The organism is Bradyrhizobium sp. AZCC 1610 (genome assembly GCF_036924515.1).
Taxonomy (GTDB): Bacteria; Pseudomonadota; Alphaproteobacteria; order Rhizobiales; family Xanthobacteraceae; genus Bradyrhizobium.
In genome coordinates this window covers 2,657,067-2,676,245 of the sequence record NZ_JAZHRR010000001.1, presented here as the reverse complement: position 1 = coordinate 2,676,245, position 19,179 = coordinate 2,657,067, and the positions used below count along the sequence as shown (strand labels likewise).

At 61.9% G+C, this 19,179-nt stretch carries 20 protein-coding genes and 2 pseudogenes; 6 read left to right on the top strand and 16 right to left on the bottom strand.

What is annotated here, in order from left to right:
* Window positions 1–28: 28 nt before the first annotated feature.
* A complete protein-coding gene (locus V1279_RS12795; protein ID WP_334436116.1) occupies window positions 29–1,087 on the top strand; it encodes an alcohol dehydrogenase in 1,059 nt (352 codons plus the stop codon).
* A gap of 150 nt (window positions 1,088–1,237) precedes the next feature.
* On the opposite strand, the gene V1279_RS12790 is transcribed toward V1279_RS12795, so the two are convergent.
* Entirely contained in the window at window positions 1,238–2,098 is an 861-nt protein-coding gene (locus V1279_RS12790) for a hypothetical protein (protein ID WP_334436113.1), read from the bottom strand.
* Between the two features lie 391 nt (window positions 2,099–2,489).
* On the opposite strand from V1279_RS12790, the gene V1279_RS12785 reads away from it, so the two are divergent.
* Window positions 2,490–2,666 carry a hypothetical protein gene (locus V1279_RS12785; RefSeq protein ID WP_334436111.1) on the top strand — a complete coding sequence of 59 codons (177 nt, stop codon included), beginning with the start codon at window positions 2,490–2,492 and terminating at the stop codon, window positions 2,664–2,666.
* Window positions 2,593–2,823: a type II toxin-antitoxin system RelE/ParE family toxin gene (locus tag V1279_RS12780; RefSeq protein ID WP_334446350.1), complete on the top strand. Its 231-nt coding sequence runs from the start codon at window positions 2,593–2,595 to the stop codon at window positions 2,821–2,823. Before V1279_RS12785 ends, V1279_RS12780 begins: the two co-directional genes overlap by 74 nt.
* On the opposite strand, the gene V1279_RS12775 is transcribed toward V1279_RS12780, so the two are convergent.
* The 4 genes from V1279_RS12775 to V1279_RS12760 form a co-directional block, all read right to left on the bottom strand.
* Window positions 2,820–3,560: a class I SAM-dependent methyltransferase gene (locus V1279_RS12775; protein ID WP_334436109.1), complete on the bottom strand. Its 741-nt coding sequence runs from the start codon at window positions 3,558–3,560 to the stop codon at window positions 2,820–2,822. The two genes, V1279_RS12780 and V1279_RS12775, sit on opposite strands and share 4 nt — an antisense overlap.
* A 351-nt stretch (window positions 3,561–3,911) precedes the next feature.
* Window positions 3,912–4,241, bottom strand: a complete 330-nt coding sequence (locus tag V1279_RS12770) for a HigA family addiction module antitoxin (RefSeq protein WP_334436107.1) — start codon at window positions 4,239–4,241, stop codon at window positions 3,912–3,914.
* 9 nt (window positions 4,242–4,250) lie between these two features.
* Complete coding sequence (locus tag V1279_RS12765) at window positions 4,251–4,541, bottom strand: type II toxin-antitoxin system RelE/ParE family toxin (RefSeq protein WP_334436104.1); 291 nt, start codon at window positions 4,539–4,541, stop codon at window positions 4,251–4,253.
* A 189-nt stretch (window positions 4,542–4,730) separates the two neighbouring features.
* Window positions 4,731–4,976 (bottom strand): hypothetical protein, encoded by a 246-nt coding sequence (locus tag V1279_RS12760; protein WP_334436101.1) that lies wholly within the window; start codon window positions 4,974–4,976, stop codon window positions 4,731–4,733.
* Window positions 4,977–5,262: 286 nt separating this feature from the next.
* Between V1279_RS12760 and V1279_RS12755 the strand changes: the two genes are divergently transcribed.
* Entirely contained in the window at window positions 5,263–5,490 is a 228-nt protein-coding gene (locus V1279_RS12755) for a hypothetical protein (protein ID WP_334436098.1), read from the top strand.
* A gap of 306 nt (window positions 5,491–5,796) precedes the next feature.
* Here the strand turns inward: V1279_RS12755 and V1279_RS12750 are convergent, their stop codons facing one another.
* On the bottom strand, window positions 5,797–6,540 hold the full coding sequence (locus tag V1279_RS12750) for an SGNH/GDSL hydrolase family protein (RefSeq protein ID WP_334436095.1): 744 nt from the start codon (window positions 6,538–6,540) through the stop codon (window positions 5,797–5,799).
* A gap of 335 nt (window positions 6,541–6,875) precedes the next feature.
* On the opposite strand from V1279_RS12750, the gene V1279_RS12745 reads away from it, so the two are divergent.
* Window positions 6,876–7,772: a DUF6236 family protein gene (locus V1279_RS12745; protein WP_334436093.1), complete on the top strand. Its 897-nt coding sequence runs from the start codon at window positions 6,876–6,878 to the stop codon at window positions 7,770–7,772.
* A gap of 1,032 nt (window positions 7,773–8,804) precedes the next feature.
* Entirely contained in the window at window positions 8,805–9,911 is a 1,107-nt protein-coding gene (locus V1279_RS12740) for a hypothetical protein (protein WP_334436091.1), read from the top strand.
* Between the two features lie 18 nt (window positions 9,912–9,929).
* On the opposite strand, the gene gmk is transcribed toward V1279_RS12740, so the two are convergent.
* The 10 genes and pseudogenes from gmk to V1279_RS12690 all read right to left on the bottom strand — a co-directional run bounded on the left by gmk (window position 9,930) and on the right by V1279_RS12690 (window position 19,164).
* Window positions 9,930–10,583: a guanylate kinase gene (gene gmk / locus V1279_RS12735; protein WP_334436089.1), complete on the bottom strand. Its 654-nt coding sequence runs from the start codon at window positions 10,581–10,583 to the stop codon at window positions 9,930–9,932.
* Window positions 10,584–10,586: 3 nt separating this feature from the next.
* A complete protein-coding gene (locus V1279_RS12730) occupies window positions 10,587–11,474 on the bottom strand; it encodes a YicC/YloC family endoribonuclease (protein WP_334436087.1) in 888 nt (295 codons plus the stop codon).
* 127 nt (window positions 11,475–11,601) lie between these two features.
* Window positions 11,602–12,885, bottom strand: a complete 1,284-nt coding sequence (gene mltG, locus V1279_RS12725) for an endolytic transglycosylase MltG (protein WP_334436085.1) — start codon at window positions 12,883–12,885, stop codon at window positions 11,602–11,604.
* A gap of 125 nt (window positions 12,886–13,010) precedes the next feature.
* A pseudogene (gene fabF / locus V1279_RS12720) lies at window positions 13,011–14,277 on the bottom strand (beta-ketoacyl-ACP synthase II).
* 97 nt (window positions 14,278–14,374) lie between these two features.
* Window positions 14,375–14,614 (bottom strand): acyl carrier protein, encoded by a 240-nt coding sequence (locus V1279_RS12715; protein ID WP_008969609.1) that lies wholly within the window; start codon window positions 14,612–14,614, stop codon window positions 14,375–14,377.
* A 306-nt stretch (window positions 14,615–14,920) separates the two neighbouring features.
* Window positions 14,921–15,658: a 3-oxoacyl-[acyl-carrier-protein] reductase gene (gene fabG, locus V1279_RS12710; RefSeq protein ID WP_334436082.1), complete on the bottom strand. Its 738-nt coding sequence runs from the start codon at window positions 15,656–15,658 to the stop codon at window positions 14,921–14,923.
* Window positions 15,659–15,678: 20 nt separating this feature from the next.
* Window positions 15,679–16,632, bottom strand: a complete 954-nt coding sequence (gene fabD, locus V1279_RS12705) for an ACP S-malonyltransferase (protein WP_334436079.1) — start codon at window positions 16,630–16,632, stop codon at window positions 15,679–15,681.
* 110 nt (window positions 16,633–16,742) lie between these two features.
* Window positions 16,743–17,367 (bottom strand): annotated as a pseudogene (locus tag V1279_RS12700) (LysE family translocator).
* A 55-nt stretch (window positions 17,368–17,422) separates the two neighbouring features.
* Window positions 17,423–18,448: a fatty acid desaturase family protein gene (locus V1279_RS12695; protein WP_334436076.1), complete on the bottom strand. Its 1,026-nt coding sequence runs from the start codon at window positions 18,446–18,448 to the stop codon at window positions 17,423–17,425.
* Window positions 18,445–19,164 carry a TetR/AcrR family transcriptional regulator C-terminal domain-containing protein gene (locus tag V1279_RS12690; protein WP_334436074.1) on the bottom strand — a complete coding sequence of 240 codons (720 nt, stop codon included), beginning with the start codon at window positions 19,162–19,164 and terminating at the stop codon, window positions 18,445–18,447. The genes V1279_RS12695 and V1279_RS12690 overlap by 4 nt, the downstream gene beginning before the upstream one ends.
* Window positions 19,165–19,179 lie beyond the last annotated feature (15 nt).

Genomic DNA, 19,179 nt, shown 5'->3' with positions numbered 1-19,179 from the left:
GAAACTTCTGCTCAAGGGAGATATTGCCATGGCGCTGATGCGTCGCCAGTCGCTGGTCAAGTTCGATGCGCCGTTGTGCGAAACCATCGTCGACACGCCGAAGCCGATAGGACGCGAAGTCCTCGTCCGCATCGAGCGTTGTGGTCTGTGCCATTCCGACCTGCACATCCAGGACGGCTATGCTGATTTGGGCGGCGGCAAGCGGCTCGACACCACGCGCGGCATGACGCTGCCGTTCACGCTCGGCCACGAGATCGCCGGCGTCGTTGATGAAGTGGGTCCCGATGCCCCGAAGGACCTGATCGGAAAGAAGCAGGCGGTATTCCCCTGGATCGGCTGTGGCCAGTGCCGCGACTGCGCCAATGGCGACGAGAACCTCTGCGTCAAGCAGCGCTTCCTTGGCGTCTCGATCGACGGCGGCTTCGCCACCCACGTGCTGGTGCCCGACGCCAAATATTTGCTGGATTACGATCCGCTGCCGGTCAATCAGGCGGCAACCCTGATGTGCTCGGGCGTGACCGCCTATGGCGCGCTGAAGCGGCTGGTCGACCGCCCGCGGCAGCGCAATCTGCTGCTGATCGGGCTCGGCGGCGTCGGCATGATGGGGCTTTCGTTCGCGCAGGCGATGTTCAAGCAGAACATCACGGTCGCCGATCTCAGCCCCGCCGCGCGCGAGACCGCGCTGCAGAACGGCGCCGCGGTAGCCTACGATCCGTCCGAGCCCGAAGTCATCAGGCGCATCCTGAAAGAGACCGAGGGCGGCTTCGATGGCGTTGTCGATTTTGCCGGCAACGAGAAATCGATGGCGTTCGCTGTTGCGACAGTCGCACGCGGCGGCAAGGTCGTGGTCTCCGGCCTGATGGGCGGCAATTTCAGCCTGCCGATGGTACAATGGGTCTATAAGCGCATGACCATCGAAGGCTTCATGGTCGGCACCCTCGCCGAGGCAAAGGAATTGATGGCGCTCGCCCGCGCCGGCAAGATCAAGCCGACGCCGATGAAGGAAGAGCCAATGGCCGACGTCCAGAAATGGATCGACGAATTGCGCGCCGGGAAAGTCGTCGGGCGGATTGTGCTGAAGAACTGAAGCCGCGCACTCGCATCATTACAATGACGGTGCATTCGTCTCGCCCCGTCCCTTTGGCTTGCGCATGATCTCCGCGCCGACGCGTTCCGCATTTGTCGCGAGGGGTATCTGCCAGGGCGGGTACTCATGACTGAAAAGTAAGTGCATTGCTCATCCTCTCTGTATCGCCTGAGGTCGTGGCCGTCCGCCGGCGGAGTTCAGCGAGCGGCGCAATTGTCCCTCGAGCTCGTCAAGCAGGAAGAAGCTGACGTCGTCGACCGAGCCGTTTCCCTTGGCGAAGGGCTGTTCGAGGAGCCGGATCAGATACAGGACGTAGACGAACATGTAGGTGATGAATCCGAACAGCAGGGCCGCCGCCGGATCACCCTCCGTCTTCAGTAGAAGCAACAGCAGGATGATCGAAACCACCAGCGTCTGCACCAGGACATGCACCGACGGCACGAACTCGACGCGCTGTATGGTGTAGATGCGAAGCAGCGCCCTTCGGATCCCGTCCTGGTTGGCGCGGAGGCGCACGACGAAATTCGCCGCCATGCCCATACCCTCCAGGCGGCCGAGGATCGGCGTCAGCTTGGCCAGCTCGTCGAGCACGGGGGCGATGTTCTTGTGGTCGTAGGCATAGCCGAGACCTTCGCGCAGCTTTCCAATAACACCCAGCAGGATCAGCCGCGCTTCCCCAAGATTGAAACGCTCGTTGGTCCGCGCGAAGCATTCCAGATCCCCGTCGATCGCCTCGATCGCAGTGCGCAGTGCCGTCGGAAGTTGTTCGGCCTCCTTATAGTCCTTGAGAATGCTCGACAGCAGGAAGCCGATGATGAAGATGGCGCCACCGATGCCACTTGTCACCAGCCCGTTGAGATCGAGAAATTCAAATCCGACATAGTGAACGATTGCCTTGAGACCGCCGAGCAGCAGGACGATCACCCCGACTGTAAAGAACAGCCGAAATTTCTTTCGGAGGCTGATTTCGGCGCCACTGAAAGGGAGATGCGAGGTTATCGAAGACGGCAAGCGTTAGTATCCTTTCCCTGTAGAACGCAAAGGAACGAAACTCCGTTCGTTCCATCGCAGCACCTGTTGCCTGAATTTCCGTACATCTCGAAAGACGGCTATCCCAACGTGATTGGTCACCTTCCGTTCCTGCGTAAGTGCTGAAGACGAGGCGCGCCCGGCTGCCCGACTCCAGATAGATGTGGGCAGACAACCGCCAGCCCGGCAAATGGCTCCCGGGTTCTCGCAAGCGAAACTTCAAAATACAGCGATCTGCGATGAAGGCAGCCGGCCTCGAATCGTGGCCGAAAAGTAATAATCCGCGGCAGCCTTTGTCTCCGCGCGCGCGGCATCGCCTACGATCCGGCCCGAGCCTAAATCATCAAGGCATCCTCAAGGACCGAGGGCGGCGGTGCGTTACTGGCAATTGAAGCGCGAACTGCGCCAGGAAGACATCAAGCGGCTGCGGCAGATGTGGGATGAAGGTGTTGCCAGCGGCCCCGCCGGCAAGCTGAATATGGAAAAGCTGCGTAAGGACGCCCGCAAACGTCTGGAAGGCGCGAAGAAAACCTCCGGCAGCGCCGATTGAACTGGTCTGGTCGAACCAGGCCCGTACTGAGCTGCTGAACATCTACGTGTTGATTGGGCTCGAACGCCCGGCCGCCGCCAAGCGTTATCTGGATCGCATCGAATCCAAGGTGGAACTGCTCGCCCGCATCATGCGGCACGGACAGCTCGACTCTTAGCGCCTTTCTGTCTTTCGCGCTGCGACCAGGAGCATCATCGGCCGCTCCAGCTCTTCGGCCAGTTCGGGCAAGCGCTCGAGCTGTTCGCGCGTCGGAGCGAATTCCTCGACCCGGCGCAGCTCGAAGCCCGCATCAATCAGCGTGTTGAGCGTCGTGCCGAGCGTCCGGTGATACTTCAGCACGTCCCTGGCGAACCAGTCCGTGCGGCGCTCGCCCTCGACCGCGTAGCCGTTGACGGGCCAGGTCTTGCGGCCGTCTTCATCGGCGATCCAATGCGGATGCGCCGCAGCCATGAAGATCGGATGCTCAATCGTGAAGACCAGATCTCCGCCGCCGACCAGCGCCCTGTGGATCATGCGCACGAGGCGCCGGAAGTCCTCGACATAGTGAAAGCTCAAGGCGCTGTAGACGAGATCGAAAGCCGCTTCGGGCAGCTCCAGTGTCTCGAGATCGGCGAGCCGATATTCAATGGCCGGGTCCGTAGTATCGACCTTGGCGCGTGCGATCATGTTCTGCGACAGATCGAGGCCAAGCACCGAGACCGCGCCCTGCGCGCGCATCCAGCGCGAGGCCCAGCCGAAGCCGCAGCCCAGATCGGCCACGCGCTTGCCGGCTAGCGGGGGCAGCATGGCCTGGACAGCCGGCCATTCAGGCGCACCGTCCAGCCCATGCACCTGGCGAGGCAATTGGCTGTAGCCAGCGAAGAAATCGGGATTGTCGTAGATGTTCTGGGCCACGTCTATCTCCATAATGGAGGTAGAATGTGTCGGACCAGCTCTCCGTTTCGATACTCTTCCATCGTGATCACCGTTCCGCTGGGGATCGGTCGCCCGTGCGTAGGGACGCGCGCAAACGTCTGGAAGGCGCGAAGAAAGCCTCCGGCAATGCCGATTGAACTGGTCTGGTCGAACCAAGCCCGTACTGACCTGCTGGACATCCACGTGTTGATTGGGCTCGAACGGCCAGCCGCCGCCGAGCGTTATCTGGATCGCACTAATCCAAGGTGGAGCTGCTGAGGTCGCAGCCGCGAATGGGCGTGCGCCGGTCCGACATTCGTCCCTCGATGCGCATGCTGGTCGAGGGTCCTCTCACGCGAGCGCCGGGCCCGGATCGCCAACCTTGCGAAACCGCGCAACCTTGATCTGCCCGGCACGGCGACGCGCCTGCGCAATGTCGTAGCTATTTTGCATGCGCATCAATGTATCCATGGACACGTCGAACGCCTTCTCGATGCGCAGCGCCATTTCAGACGATAGTGCCGCGCGCTCATTGAGCAGCGCCGAGAGCGCGGGACGGGTCACACCCAGCGCCTTGGCGGCGTCGGTCACCGAGAGGTCGAGCGCCTCGACGATCTCGCTCTTCACGAACCCGCCGGGATGGGCCGGATTTTTCATGCGAATGCCCTGTATTGCCTTCATGGCCACCTCCTAGTGGTAGTCCTCGTAATCGAGGTCGATAATCTCAATCTCGTTTCGGTCGATCCGAAACGTCAGCCGCCAGTTCTTGGTGACGAAAAGGCTCCAAGTCCCCTTGCGGTCCCCGGTGAGCTGATGGGCTTTCCAGCTCGGCACGGCCTTTAATTCCGTCTCTTTCTGCATATCCTGAAGAAAAGAGATCATGCGGCGCAGCTTCTCCGCGACCGCAGCCTGTATGCCGCTCTTGTCATCGTCCTCGATAAAGCGCCGCAGACCCTTATGCAGGACGTTCCGAATCCTCATACAAGCAACATAAGGATCCGTCCGTATCGTGTCAAGCTACGCTTTACGACATGGCTGCCAGAAATGCCCGCGAAGCCGAAGCATTTCATTTGCGCACTCCGTAATGACGGAAACCACACACGACATCGCCCGGCGCCCTTCCTCGACAGGTCAACCCTCGCGCTGCACTCATCCGAGTCCCGGTGATGATCAGCGTCTGCCTGAGCGGAGGGTCCCGGCTGCGGAAGGCGAAGTCGTCTTGTTAATTGCAGCCGGGTCTGAGCGGCTGTCATGATCCTCGGCGATGTCGCTGGGCGCAGGCTCCAGTGAACTCAACGCTGCGTCGACCTTCTCCAAAAGGCGTTCCAGTTCGGCGCGCTCATTGGGCCCCGGGTCCTGCTCCAACCTGCCCAGCAGTTGTTGCTTTTGAGTGAGAAGTTTCGCAAGTGAAGTCATGCTGTCCTCGTCCGAGTACGTAGCCGGAGGGGGGCGTCGAACAGAGCGATCAACCATTCGGAACGGCGTCAAGTTCCTCCGCTCGTTAGCGTGAAACCTGCATCGAGTTACTATAATGGCAACGAGTTCGCCGGTACCGTGATGAGCGTGGTAGGCGGTCGAAACCGAGGTGGCTCGCGCAATGTTTCCTTCGCGGAACCCGAGATGAGCGCGCGATCAAAATCTCCGCCAAGCGGAACGAATGCCTTCCGAAGCCTTTGGTTTTGATCGACAAGAGGAGGTATCTATGAAGCTATCTGCCTTGACGATTGCGACACTGCTTACGGTCGGAACCATCGCTTCGGCCAACGCTATCGAGTTTGGTGTCGGTCCCGGCGGCGTCTACGTTGGTCCCGGCTATGATCGCCCCTACTACCGTGATCGTGATTACGGAGGTGATTGCCGGATCGTGATCCGCGAACGCACCAACCGCTTTGGTGAACGCGTCAGGATTCGCGAGCGCATCTGCGACTAAACACGCGCTCGACGGTTAGCGACGATCAGCTCAGGGTCCGGCGGGGATGCTGGACCGATCGGTAGGTCAGGAATTGGTACGATGTCGCCCCCCGCGACATCGTTCCCGCAAAAGAAGGGCCTCAGGGGCCCGCGGGGACTCTTCTTGCGTTTCTTGGATGCTGTTAGTCGCGATCATCATCGCACCCGCTGCCGAAAATCTTCGTCATGGCGCTGCGGGACAGCACGAAGACTTTGAGAATCAAGCAATCCTCGCCGGTCAGCCTCAGCACCACCTCCATGACGTGCAATTACGGTGGCAGTGCGCTTAACTTGCCTGTGATGGTCGCGAAGGCACGGCTGCCGATGACCGTGCCTTTTTGACCCCGCTGACGATCGCGAGCTTCATCGCCCACGCCACACGATGCGTGGCCCAGTCGCTGTCGTGCAGCCTGTGATCATCCGTCGGGTCGACCATCCGGTCGAAGGAGACCTGCTCAACCCCGAACAAGCCCTTCATGAATGCGAAACGGCGAAACACATTGACGCTGGCGTCCTGCGCCAGTTTGCTGATCGCCTCGACCATCGCGATCGCCTTGTCCTTCTTGGCCGGCGTCAGCACGGCCGGCACATATTGGAGGTCCATCAGGATGACGTTGGCCTCCGTTTCGTCGCGCAGCTTGACTAGACCATCGCGGATGGCCCCGGTGGTTTCATTGAAGGACGGAGGATTCTGGTCCGGGCTTTGCCAGACCGCATTCGTTCCGACCTGCCAGATCACCAGATCGGGCTTCTCGGCGATGACGTCGGTATCGAATCGCTGAAGTTCGATCGGCGCTTCCTGGCCGCCGATTCCCTGGTTGACCATGGTCATCCTGGCGTTCGGATATTCGGCCTGGAGAAACGGCAGCAGCCGCTCCGGATAGGGCTTGATATTGCCGTGGCCCGCCGTCGACGACGAGCCGATCGCGACGATCTTGGCCCGTCCTCTGGTGAGGCTTTGCGCAAAGTGGGTCAGGCCGTGCTCAAATGGAATCGGCTCAACCGGAATCAGTGAGGGATCGCTGTCCATGGGTCACCAGTTTGTTGCAGCCGAGACAACGTGGGGTGGAAGAAGTAGTCTGCGGCCGCGGATCACCCGCGCCGCTGCGGTGAAACCTTGCGGCCGTCTCATGAGTCCGAAATTGGCACATCGCGTCATTTCGTTGCGCTGCCGAGTTTAGCCCGCGGAACTACGGTGACAATACACTTAACTTGCCTGTGATGCTCGCGAAGGCGCGATGCGTCTAATGAGTGCACCGTATTTTTGAAGGATAGAGATTTAAGTTTTGGAATAGACGGGCTCGAAGCCAGACGATCTGGTTAGGATCGTTATCGGATCAAAATTCTGACAGCTAGGGGACTAGAATGGGTGAAGCCAAGCGGAGAAAGAAGGCCGACCCAAGTTATGGGCGACCGGTTCGCGGGCTCGTTTTGACCTGCCCAATTGAGCCGCGCGAAAATGGGTTCTCCATCAAATCTACCAACCTAGACCCTCAAGATTTACGTCATGCTCTTCTGTTCTGGGATGAACTAGTTTGGCCGACGAACAACCTGATAGCGATCGGGAGTGGTCCCGAGGCCCAGTTCTTGGAAGAGGCGGGTATCCTAACGAGGCCCCTCTACGTCTTTGCATCTGCGAGGAATGCCGAGCCTCTGATTTTGTCTCAGCTCCAAGCATTCAAAGAACGTGATGGAGCCAAGAATAGTACTTGGGATATCTGCCAAAACTCATCGATTCTGTTGAGTGCTAGCGCTGATGCGGTCACGGACGCTGGCATCCAGATAGAATTGCTTAACGCGATCCCAGTGCCTGACAAAGACGTCCCTCTGAATGAAATTCTGGAATTTAAGCGAAGACGAAATGATGAATTTGTCGCGCTCAGGGGCGAGATAGATAATCTTGTCCAGTGCGTCAACGCCGCCGGGGATCCGCGTGCTGAGCTGGAGCGAAAGATCACGCACCTTGATAGGGCTTGTGCCGATGCCCTTAAGATCTCGGCGGAGTGGCAATTTCCAGTACGCCTTTCTAGCCAGAAGACCACTCTCGATTTAAAGCCGTTCGAGATTGTTGCGGGTGGGCTCGCAGGATATCTCGGTGCGGCGCCTCTCGGCATATCAAGCGACGTCTTGGCCGGAGTGTGTGGAGCAGCAATGGCCGCGAAATCGATACTCAATATAAAAGCGGACATAGGGTGGAGGAGTCTGAAGCCCCGAGCGACACCTTTTGCGTATGTGGCGCGCTTCAATAAGGAACTGTTCTAGTCGACGAGCAAGACTACGGTGACAGTGCACTTAACTTGCCTTTGATTCTCGGAATTACGGTGCCAGTGCACTCAATAGCCCTTTCACGCTCTCGCGCATTTCCCCGGTCCCCAATCACTGATTTGCCCCGCATGGCAAGAAACTTATTTCGCGCTCGCGCAAAATTTTTCGCTTAACGCGCAACCCAAATCAAACCTACAACTCCCGCTATCCTGTCCCGAGAAGAGGGGCGTTGGCCAGCGTCACGAACGTTGGGGCGGGTTGCGGTGGACGCGGCAGCGTCGGGCGCGAGAGGTGTTCGCAGGGCGGATATTCCGTGAGCGGGCGCATCGCGCAGACGACCGGCGCTTAAACGCTTCAGTCGAAACTTCTTCCGGCAGCATGCGGGCCGGTTGGAGCGTATGGCTCGAGGAAGCTGCGGACGGCAAAACCGTGTGGTCCTGGCACCCGTTGCTGGTGTCAAGCTGATGGAGATTGTCGAGCCCGACCGGGCCTTCGATCAATCGCTAATCCGTCAGCGACGGAGGCAAAAGGAATTCGTCTCCGGGGAGAGCGCGGCATAAGCCGTAAAACCATCGCGCAGGGAAGGCCGGGTGTTCCGGCGCACCTGCGGTCCGCCGTGTGCATTTTTGCGCACGACTGCGGGTGTCATGGGCACCCGGCTTTCCCTGCGCCCTCTGCTTTTCGAGAGAGGGCATCGCCGATCGCACAACTTCGGGCGCTACCCGCGCCGCGAGATCGCAATGTCGTATCCAGTGCCGGCCGCATCTACCGAGCGCATCGGCTCCCGGTTCATTCGCGCGATTGGACCGCTGTTCCGAACGCTAGAATGCTTCCAAACAGTAGGAAAAAACCCATCCAAACGGGAGAAAAACAAGCTGTTTTATGGGAATCCGCCGGCCTCAATTAAGGCGGCCAGCTAGCCCCAATTATACCCCATCCGCTCCGAAATTGCGGCTCATTGCCACCCAAGTCTCCGACCAGATTGGGGGCATCAAGCGTCGTGTTGCGTTGCGTTGCCGGGGATACAGAATGTCGAACCGTTCCGTGAAATTCGTCCCGGCTCTCTTTGCCGGGGTTGTGGCAGGTGCCAATCTGGCCGCCATGACGGATCTCCGGGCCCAGGTAATATCAGCGGCGGAAGCCGCCACGCCAGCGACCCAGGCCGCCTCAGACAGTTGCCAGTCCGCGCCGAAGGGCGCGACCCCGTCGGGCAGCCACTGGTACTATCGCATCGACCGTACCACCAAACGTCAATGCTGGTATCTCCGGGAGGAGAGCGACAAGGCCGATGACAAGTTCGCGCGCGCCGCGCCGCCAGCGTCGTCCCCGGCGCCGTCGTCAGCAGCAGCAGAACCGGCTGCAGCGCAGCCGCCAGCGATCACACGCAAGTCGATCGCCGACGCACGTGCCGAATGGATCTCCCAGCAACCCCGCGCCGAGCCAAATTCGCCCGCCAAAGTCGAGCAAGCGGTTGCGGCGGTCCCCGCACCGGCCGTGCAGAATACTCCGCGCGCAGCGATGCCGAATGTGCTGGCGCCAGCGCCGCTGTCGTCGATGCGATGGAACGACGCTCCCACCACGAGATCTCTGGCAAATCCAGCCGATCTCCAGGTCGCCGCCGCCAACCCACCGGCAGCCCAGCCGCCGCAGGCCGAGGAAGTGCAGCAGCCTGCGGCAGATCAGGTTGCGCCCGCCGCAGCGGACGCGGCGACGGCAAAGCCGACCGCATCGCTGCAGAAGCTGCTTCTGGTGATGGCCGCCGCCCTCGCGCTGGCCGGCCTCACGGTAAGCGCGATCGTCAGGATCGGCCGCATGCGGGCACGCCGCGCCATGCGCCGCAAGCGGCGCGCGATGTGGGATTCCGCAAAGACGTTGCGGCGTTCGCCGCCGCCGATGTTCCACGACGAGGACGCCGGGCTGCGGCGCACCAGCGGCGTGCACAATCCGCGCGTGCCCCAGGAAAGGACAACACGCGTGCCCCGAGAGCGGCCACGCCCGCCCCAAGCACGCCCGGCCCAAGAACGGCGGCACGTGCCCCAGGATCGCGTGGCCCAAGATCGCGTGCCCCAGGAACGGGATCGGGAGCGGCAGGTTACGGAAATGCTGTCCCGGCTCGCCCGCAGCGCGCAGACCTGATTGAAACGGAAGCCGCGGCTATTTCTCCAGCTGGCGCCGCAATCCGAGAACGAAGTCTGAAAGGCCTACTTGCCGTTCTCGCTTCAACTGTTCCGCCCGCAAGATCGATTTTACGGCTTCGAAGGCAATTCCGATATTGTCATTGACCACAATGTAATCGTAGGCATCGAAATGGCTCATCTCGTCGCCGGCCTTTCTCATACGGCCGCGGATGACCTCTTCGGAATCTTGCGCGCGTGTGTGCAGTCGTTGTTCCAGTGCCGATACTGACGGCGGAAGAATGAAAACACTGACCACATCTTTCGGCGACCTGTCGCGCAGTTGTTGAGTGCCCTGCCAGTCGATATCGAACAGCACGTCCTGCCCGGACGATAATGCCGCCTCGACCGGCGCGCGCGGCGTGCCGTAGCGGTTGTCGAATACGGTGGCCCACTCCAGCAGTTCGCCGTTGGCGACCATTGTCTCAAATCGTGTATGATCGACAAAGAAGTAATCCTTGCCGTTAACCTCACCGGGCCGCTTCGGCCTCGTGGTAGCCGACACTGACATCTGCAGCGCAGGCGTCTCGGCAATCAGCATGCGCGACAGCGTGGTCTTGCCCGCGCCCGAGGGCGACGACAGCACGAACATCAGCCCGCGCCGTTCAACCCCGTCGAAACCTCCAGCCGTCATCGGTTACTCCAGGTTCTGGACCTGCTCGCGGAACTGCTCGACCACGTTCTTCATTTCGAGCCCGGTCTGGGTCAATTCCAGATCGTTCGATTTGGAGCAGCAGGTGTTGACCTCGCGGTTGAATTCCTGGGCGAGGAAGTCGAGCCGCCGGCCGACCGGTCCGCCCTTGCCAATCATCTCACGGGCCTGCGCCACGTGCGAGGCGATGCGGTCGAGTTCCTCGCGGATGTCGGCCTTGGTCGCGATCAGGATCGCCTCCTGATTGAGCCGGTCAGGGTCGAATCGCTCGGAAGTCTCCAGCAGTGCTGCCACCTGTTCGGCCAGGCGCGCCCTGATCGCCTCCGGCTTGCGGCCGGGCGCGGCCTCGGCCTTTTTCGCCAGCCTCTCGATTTCATCCATGCGCTGGATCAGAATTTGCCCAAGCGTCGTGCCTTCGCGGCGGCGCATCTCGACGAGCTGGGCAAGCGCCTGCTCGAAGGCGGCGGCAGCCGCATCCCTCGCCGCCTTGTCTTCCGCCTCGTCGCTTTCGGGCTCGACGACTTCGATGACGCCCTTGATGCCGAGCAGCCCGTCGATGCTCGGCGCCACCGCGTCGATCCTGCCGGCGAGTTCGCCCGCAACCTTCACGATCGAGGCCAGCACGTCTTCATTGATGCGCACGGAGGAGACCGCGTTGGCGCGCTTGACGCTGAGGTTGGCGTAGACCGTGCCCCGCGACAGCACCTCGCCGGCGCGTTTCTTGGCAAAGGCCTCCAGCTCGTCCCAGCCCGGCGGCAGCCGCAAACGCAGGTCAAAACCCTTGGCGTTGACGGACTTCAGTTCCCACTCGAACGTATAGGGCCCGTTGGCGCCGTGGCTCCGGGCAAAACCGGTCATGCTCGATAGCGCCATCGCTTAACACTCTCCAAAAGACAGGGATTTCGAGACTCGAAAGGAACGGCGCGACCTTAAGCCGATTTCCGCCAAAGTGGAATTACGTTCCGGCGATGGCCGGAACGACTATTCAACCAGCCGGGCGTCAGCGCTGAACCACCGGCGGCGTCGTGGTCGACTGCGCCGCGCCCTGGCGGGCGGGCGCCGTCGCAGGCGCCGGAGGACGGGCGGGCGGCTTTTTCGCCGGCGCCGCCGGCCGCGGCGTGGTTGCGGTTGGATTAGTATCGGCCGGTGCTCCGCCTGCCGTGGGCGGCGGCGCATCCTCTGATGGTTCGACGGTATCGTTCTGAATCTGTTTTTCGAGCGCCCGCAGCTTGACGACGTTCTTCTGGTGCTGGTCGTAGGTCTCGGTAAAGGCGTGCCCGCCGGTCCCGTCGGCCACGAAGAACAGGTCGCGCGTGCGCGCCGGGTTGGCGGCTGCTTCGAGCGAGGCGCGGCCCGGATTGGCGATCGGTCCGGGCGGCAGGCCTTCGATGACATAGGTGTTGTACGGCGACGGCTGTGTAATCTCGGAGCGCTTGATCGGTCGGCCCAGCGTTCCCTTGCCGCCGACCAGGCCGTAGATGATGGTCGGATCGGACTGCAGCTTGATCCTCTGCCGCAGGCGATTGGTGAATACGGCGGCCACGCGGCTGCGCTCGTCGGCGCGGCCGGTTTCCTTCTCGATGATCGAGGCCAGCGTGATGAGCTGCTCCGGCGACTTGACCAGAACGTCCGGATTGCGGCGCTCCCAGATTTCCGCAAGCACCCGCTTCTGGCTCTGTTGCAAGCGGTAGATCACCTGCTCACGCGTGGTGCCGCGCGGAAATTTGTAGGTTTCCGGCAGCAGCGTGCCTTCGCGCGGCATTTCCCGCACCGAACCAGCGAAGATGTCGTTGTCGATGAGCCGTGCCACGATCTGTTCGGAAGTCAGGCCTTCGGGAATCGTGACAGCGTGCTGCACCACCTTGCCCTCGACGATGGTGGCGATGACATCGCGCAGGCTGGCATTCTTCTGAAAGGAATATTCACCCGGCTTGAGGTCGGAACTCGCCTTCAGCGCAAACACACCGCCGATGAATACCCAGGGATTGACGTTGATCACGCCCTCACGCAGCAGCGCGTCGGCGATGTCGCGCTTGCCGGCACGCGAGGGAATGTTGACGATCTTGTCTTCCCGCAGCGGCCCCGGCGTCTCCAACATTTGTCTGCCGTAATAATACACCGTCCCCGCCCCGATCATCAGAATGATCAGGATGGTGATGATGGCATTGCCGACCACCACGAAAGGATTGCGGGCGCGTTCCGACCGCTTCGGCGGCGGCGGCACCCGCTCGGGCTCCAACGCAGCGCGCGGGCTCCGTGGTGAAATGGGCGGCCTCTCACTCATCGATGCAACCTGAATCCTGTCGGTTCAATCGCAGCCCGGCAATCCCTGCCCAGCCGATAGCATGCGCCCGCATGTAGAAGTCATCGCCGAATACGGCAAAACGGTGGAGTAGTTCTAAACACTTGCTAGTCGGCCACGCGCCGAACGATCACAGAGGCGTTGGTCCCCCCGAAACCGAAGGAATTCGACAGCGCGACGTTAATCTCGCGCTTGCGCGCCGTCTGCGGTACCAGATCGATCGCCGTTTCCACCGACGGATTTTCCAGATTGATGGTGGGCGGAGCGACATTGTCGCGAATCGCAAGGATACTGAAAATGGCCTCGATCGCACCGGCAGCACCGAGCAGGTGCCCGGTCGACGATTTCGTCGACGACATGGACACCTTGGAGGCGGCGTTGCCAAGCATCCGCTCCACCGCGCCGAGTTCGATCTCGTCGCCGATCTGCGTCGAAGTTCCGTGGGCGTTAATGTAGTCGATATCGGCCACCGCGATCCCGGCGCGCTTGATCGCCGCGCTCATGCTGCGGAAGCCGCCATCGCCATCCGGTGACGGCGAGGTAATGTGATAGGCGTCGCCCGACAGGCCGTAGCCCACCACTTCGGCATAGATTCGCGCACCGCGCTTTTTCGCGTGCTCATATTCCTCGAGCACGACGACGCCGGCGCCCTCGCCCATCACGAATCCATCGCGATCCTTGTCATAGGGCCGCGAGGCCCTTTGCGGCGCCTCGTTGAAGGCGGTCGAGAGCGCACGCGCCGCGCAGAATCCCGCCATCGCCAGCCGGCAGATCGGCGATTCGGTCCCGCCCGCCACCATGACGTCGGCGTCGCCGAGCGCAATCAGCCTGGCACCATCGCCGATCGCATGCGCGCCGGTCGAACACGCCGTCACCACGGAATGGTTGGGGCCCTTGAGGCTGTGCTCGATCGAGACGTAGCCGGAAGCGAGATTGATCAGTCGCCCCGGAATGAAGAACGGCGATACCCTGCGCGGCCCGCGTTCCTTCAGAAGCAACGCCGTGTCGGCGATGCCGGACAGGCCGCCGATCCCCGAACCGATCAGGGTGCCGGTGGCGCATTTGTCTTCTTCGGTCGAGGGATGCCAGTCGGCGTCGTCGAGCGCCTGGCGCGCCGCAGCCATCGCAAAGATGATGAAATCGTCGACCTTGCGCTGTTCCTTCGGCTCCATCCACTGGTCGGGATTGAAAGTGCCATCACTGCCGTCGCCGCGTGGAATCACGCAAGCGATCTGGCTCGCAAGATCGGCGACTTCGAATGTATCGATCTTCCTGGCGCCGCTCTGACCGTTGAGGATACGCGTCCACGTTGTGTCAACGCCGCAGCCGAGCGGCGTAACCATGCCCAGCCCCCGTGACGACAACCCGCCTCATATCAGAAACTCCAACCCGAAAATGCCGGCCCAAAACAAGAAACCGGGGGACCGTTCGACAACGGCCCGTCCGGCTCTGTCTCTACCCGCCCGGGACGTCAGCTTTTCGCGTTCTTCTCGAGAAACTTCGTGGCGTCGCCGACGGTCAAAATCGTCTCGGCGGCGTCATCGGGGATTTCGCAACCGAACTCTTCTTCAAATGCCATCACAAGCTCGACGGTGTCGAGACTGTCGGCGCCGAGGTCGTCGATGAAACTTGCGTTGTCGACAACCTTATCGGGTTCAACACCGAGGTGTTCGACCACAATCTTCTTAACCCGCTCGCCAATCTCACTCATCGTTCAACCTCGTGCTTGTTCCATTGGACCCGACCCCAAGACGCTATAGAGACGCTACGAGCTATCGTGGTCGTTAAACTTCCTTCGCTATCGCGCATAGTCTTGATTCGGCCCGGTGGTAGCCGACAAAGCCCCGGCGAACGGCAGGCGTCGCCACGCCAATATACAGGGTTTCAAAATCCTGCAATGGCCTTGTTTGCCCATCCGTCGGGGGTTCGGTTATCATACTTCCCTAGCCTTGACTACAAGCCCTCAACCGCCCCGGGAAAACGGCCTTTGGCCACATCGATCGGGGCAATAACTGGCTCAAAACATGGCCATTCCGCCGTTGACGTGAATCGTCTGGCCGGTGACGTAGGCGGCCTCGTTCGAACTAAGATAGACGGCCGCGGCGGCGATGTCTTCCGGCGTTCCCAGCCGCGCCGCAGGAACCTTGGTCAGGATGGTCTCGCGCTGCTTGTCGTTGAGCGCGTCCGTCATCGGCGTCTTGATGAAGCCCGGCGCAATGCAGTTGGCGGTCACGTTGCGCTTGGCATATTCCGCGCCCAGCGTCTTGATCAGGCCGATGATGCCGGCCTTCGACGCCGTGTAGTTGGCCTGGCCGGGGTTGCCGGTCACGCCGACGATCGAGGTGATCGCGATGATCCGGCCGAAGCGCTTGCGCATCATCAGTTTGGTTGCGGCGCGAGCGAGACGGAAGGTCGCGGTCAGATTGACCTTGATGACGTCGTCCCAATCCTCGTCACGCAATTGCACAAACAGATTGTCACGGGTGATGCCGGCATTGGCGATCAGAATATCGACCTGCCCCATCGCTGCTTCCGCCGCGGGCACCAGCGCCTCGACTTCGGCGCTGTCGGAAAGATTGCACGGCAGCACGTGAACACGCTCGCCAAGCTTGCCGGCGAACGAATCCAGCACCTCGCGGCGCGTTCCGGAAATCGCCACCGTCGCGCCCTGCGCATGCAACGCCTGCGCGATCGCCCCGCCGATGCCGCCGGTCGCGCCGGTGACCAGTGCCGTCCTTCCCGTCAAATCGAACATCAATATCTCCTTCCGGGAGCTTAGGCCGAAGCCGCCAATGCGTCCTTGGCCGCGGCAATATCGTTGGGTCCCCCAATCGACACGCCGACCGCGCCGTCGGCGATGCGCTTGACCAGCCCGCTCAGCACCTTGCCGGCGCCGATTTCGAAAAAGCGTGTGACGCCGTGGCTCGCCATATAGGCCACCGACTCGCGCCAGCGCACGGTGCCGGTGACCTGCTCGATAAGGCGGCGGCGAATCTCGTCGGGATCGGTGATCGGCGCCGCCAGCACGTTCGACACCAGCGGCGAGGCCGGCGTCTTGATCATCACCCCGGCCAGCGCCTCCACCATCGCATCGGCCGCGGGCTGCATCAGCTTGCAATGGAACGGCGCGGACACCGGCAGCAGCATCGCGCGCTTGGCGCCCTTGGCTTTGGCGATTTCCACCGCGCGATCGACCGCCGCCTTGTCGCCGGACACCACCACCTGCCCGCCGCCATTGTCGTTGGCGGCCTGGCAGATCTGGCCCTGCGCGGCTTCGCTGGCAACCGCCATGGCGGCCTCATAATCGAGCCCGAGAAGTGCCGCCATCGCGCCGGCGCCGACCGGCACCGCCTTTTGCATCGCAAGACCGCGGATGCGCAGCAGGCGCGCGGTATCGCTGACGGTCAGGCTGCCGGCCGCAGCCAGCGCGGAATACTCGCCGAGCGAATGGCCGGCGACGAAGGCCGCATCCCGCTCCACGGAAAAGCCCGCCTCGGCCTCCAGCACCCGCAGCGTGGCAATCGAGACCGCCATCAGGGCCGGCTGGGCGTTTTCGGTGAGCTGGAGGGTTTCGGCCGGGCCATCCCAGATGATCGCAGTCAGCTTCTCGCCGAGCGCCGAATCGACCTCGTCGAATACCGCCCGCGCGGTCGGGAAGGCCTCCGCCAGGGCCTTGCCCATGCCGACCGCCTGGGAACCCTGCCCCGGAAACATAAATGCAGCCGTCATCGGCGCTCCCTCATTCGAATTGGGCCGTAAGACACTGACCGAGGCCGGGATGTCAAGCCGCGGTGCGGAAAGACGATTCCGCAGGAAGGCCGGGAATTGGGTCGGCAGGCTCAGCGTTCTTGCAGCGCCAACCGGACGCCCAGAGCGCAATAGATGCCGCCAACTGCCTTGCCCTGCCATTTTAGCACGGTGGGATTTCGACGGAGAAAGTTGCCCAGTCCTCCCGCGCAGACCGCAAAAACCACCGTACTAACGAGTCCCAAGAGGACAAATAGGATCCCCAGGATCGTCAATTGAAGCATGACCGATCCGTTTTCGGGCACCACGAACTGGGGGAGGAACGCGAGGAAGAAAAGCGCGGTCTTTGGGTTTAGCACCTCGGCCAAAATAGCCTGCCTGAATGCCTCACCGGCCGAGATAGGTAGTGCGCCAGCCGTCAGATTTGCCGGCGTTCTCTCAAGAATGGCACGAATGCCGAGATAAACGAGATACGCAGCGCCAATGTATTTGATGATGCTGAACAGCAACGCCGAAGTGGCAATGATCGCCGAGATGCCGACGATCGCCATAAAGGTATGAATCACGTCGCCAGCTGCGATCCCGACGCCGGTAGCAATTCCCACCTTGGTGCCCGAACTCGTCGCCCGTGCAACGGTGAGGAGAGGCGGGACCCGGAATGAATACAAAGCCGAGTACAACCGCCCCATAAGCGGCCAAGGTCGTCAGATCGATCATTCGCTGGCTCCTTCACGGCGATGGTCGCCCGGGAACGTCACCCTACCGACTACCATTAGAACCCGCCTGCGGCCTGATCACCACCAACCTCCTTCCCGGCCCGTGCGCGGCGTGCGCCGCTCACCAAGTTGCCCGGGCGATCCTCGTGGTCTGGCCTGGCGGTCGCCAGCCGCAGCACGGCGGCGTAGTTCGGCTGCACCTCCATGCGGTCCGCATACCGGCTTTCACTGAGGATGCGGTGGACGCGCGGCAGGTTGTAGCAGGGCACGTAGAACAGCAGGTGATGCTCGAGGTGGTAGTTGACGTAATAGGGTGCGATGAATAGCCGCTCGAGGAAGTTCGCGCGCGTGGTGCGGGTGTTGCGCAGGGGATCGTTCGAGTCGGGAACGACTGCGTGTTCGGCGATGTTGCGAATGCGCGTGATGACCATCTGCCAGGTGAGCAGCGGCAACAGCCATAGCAGCGGATAGGCCCACCACACGCCGGCGGCAGCGAGGCCCGCAAATAGCAGGCCGTTGACGACAAGCTGCGGGCCAAGTTTTTCCCAGAAATGCGCAGCGCGCTGCGTGATCGGCCATTCCTTCGGCCCGAGCGCATTTAACAACTGCGCCTTGCGCTGCTGGTAGCCGGTCTGCCCGGTGATATCGCGGAAGAACTTCCGGCGGTAGCTCATCCCCGTGATCGGAAACGGTGCCGACAGCACCAGATCCGGATCGTCCTCCTGCTGCGTGCGCGCGTGATGCTGCAGATGATAGCGGCGATAGGCGCGGGTCTCGGCGAAGATTGGATAGGCGCAGAACCATTGGCTCAGCGTCAGGTTGACCTTCTCGTCGGCCGACAGACATCCATGCGCGCCGTCGTGCATCAGGATCGCGAGCCCGAGCTGGCGCGAGCCGATGATGCCGACGGCGATCAGAAAGGTCAGCGGGTTGGGCCACCACGCGACCAGCGCGATCGATCCCAATATCAGCGCCCACGCATGCGCGATGAGGGCTATACCCTTCCACGTCACGCGCTGGCGCACGGCGATCAATTGATCCTCGTTCAAGAAGTCGCGGGCACGCATGCGAAGCGCGGTCATGACGATCCCTCACTGTCGGGTGAATCCGAAGCGTCGCGGTCGCCGACGAGACGTAGCCGCGTATTGTCGCCGTTGGTCCTTGTCGTCGCCTGGTCGCCCAACACGCGCAGCATCTCGGCGCACATTTCCTCGGCCGATCGGCCCATGGCATGGCCTTCGACCATCACGCCGATCGCGAGCGCCCAGAACCGCCGTGAGCTCGCGTCCGGATCGCGCAAGGTTTTCCAGCCGTGTCGCTCGATCTGGCCGGCATAGGCGCGCATCCCCTCGCCGTGGAGCCGCTCGATGGTGCGCTCCACCAGCGGTGCGAGATCCTGGCGGCGGCGGGTCAGCGTCAGCGCTTCGGTAAAGAAGGCGACCGAATCCGTCGCCGTAACCGTCTCGACCAGCGCGCGGGTGTACTCGCGCGGCGTATGGGCCTGCGTTGCTGCCTGCTCGGCCGCGCGCGCCACGTACAGCACGTCGCGGCAGGCAGCTTCGACGAACAGCGCTTCCTTGGTGCGGAAGTAATAGGTGATCTGGCTTGGAAACGCGTCTGCGACCGCCGCGATGTCCGAGATCGAGGTGCCGGAGAGGCCCCGCTCCTTGAAAAGGCCGCTGGCGACGTCGAGCAGGCGCGACCGCATCTGGCGCCCTGCCGAACGCGTCGCGCGGGCGGCGTGCTTGGGATCGCCGGCCGGCGTTTCAGAAACAGTTTGGACGGACCTGGGAGCCATTTTGCCCTCTCGTGC

What these genes read in the sequence shown, in the direction of transcription:
- V1279_RS12750 (WP_334436095.1), bottom strand. Translation starts at nt 6,540, where the DNA reads ATGGACAGCGATCCCTCACTGATTCCGGTTGAGCCGATTCCATTTGAG.
- V1279_RS12760 (WP_334436101.1), bottom strand. Translation starts at nt 4,976, where the DNA reads ATGACTTCACTTGCGAAACTTCTCACTCAAAAGCAACAACTGCTGGGC.
- V1279_RS12770 (WP_334436107.1), bottom strand. Translation starts at nt 4,241, where the DNA reads ATGAAGGCAATACAGGGCATTCGCATGAAAAATCCGGCCCATCCCGGC.
- V1279_RS12765 (WP_334436104.1), bottom strand. Translation starts at nt 4,541, where the DNA reads ATGAGGATTCGGAACGTCCTGCATAAGGGTCTGCGGCGCTTTATCGAG.
- V1279_RS12695 (WP_334436076.1), bottom strand. Translation starts at nt 18,448, where the DNA reads ATGACCGCGCTTCGCATGCGTGCCCGCGACTTCTTGAACGAGGATCAA.
- V1279_RS12795 (WP_334436116.1), top strand. Translation starts at nt 29, where the DNA reads ATGGCGCTGATGCGTCGCCAGTCGCTGGTCAAGTTCGATGCGCCGTTG.
- fabD (WP_334436079.1), bottom strand. Translation starts at nt 16,632, where the DNA reads ATGACGGCTGCATTTATGTTTCCGGGGCAGGGTTCCCAGGCGGTCGGC.
- V1279_RS12690 (WP_334436074.1), bottom strand. Translation starts at nt 19,164, where the DNA reads ATGGCTCCCAGGTCCGTCCAAACTGTTTCTGAAACGCCGGCCGGCGAT.
- V1279_RS12745 (WP_334436093.1), top strand. Translation starts at nt 6,876, where the DNA reads ATGGGTGAAGCCAAGCGGAGAAAGAAGGCCGACCCAAGTTATGGGCGA.
- V1279_RS12755 (WP_334436098.1), top strand. Translation starts at nt 5,263, where the DNA reads ATGAAGCTATCTGCCTTGACGATTGCGACACTGCTTACGGTCGGAACC.
- gmk (WP_334436089.1), bottom strand. Translation starts at nt 10,583, where the DNA reads ATGACGGCTGGAGGTTTCGACGGGGTTGAACGGCGCGGGCTGATGTTC.
- mltG (WP_334436085.1), bottom strand. Translation starts at nt 12,885, where the DNA reads ATGAGTGAGAGGCCGCCCATTTCACCACGGAGCCCGCGCGCTGCGTTG.
- V1279_RS12740 (WP_334436091.1), top strand. Translation starts at nt 8,805, where the DNA reads ATGTCGAACCGTTCCGTGAAATTCGTCCCGGCTCTCTTTGCCGGGGTT.
- V1279_RS12715 (WP_008969609.1), bottom strand. Translation starts at nt 14,614, where the DNA reads ATGAGTGAGATTGGCGAGCGGGTTAAGAAGATTGTGGTCGAACACCTC.
- V1279_RS12730 (WP_334436087.1), bottom strand. Translation starts at nt 11,474, where the DNA reads ATGGCGCTATCGAGCATGACCGGTTTTGCCCGGAGCCACGGCGCCAAC.
- fabG (WP_334436082.1), bottom strand. Translation starts at nt 15,658, where the DNA reads ATGTTCGATTTGACGGGAAGGACGGCACTGGTCACCGGCGCGACCGGC.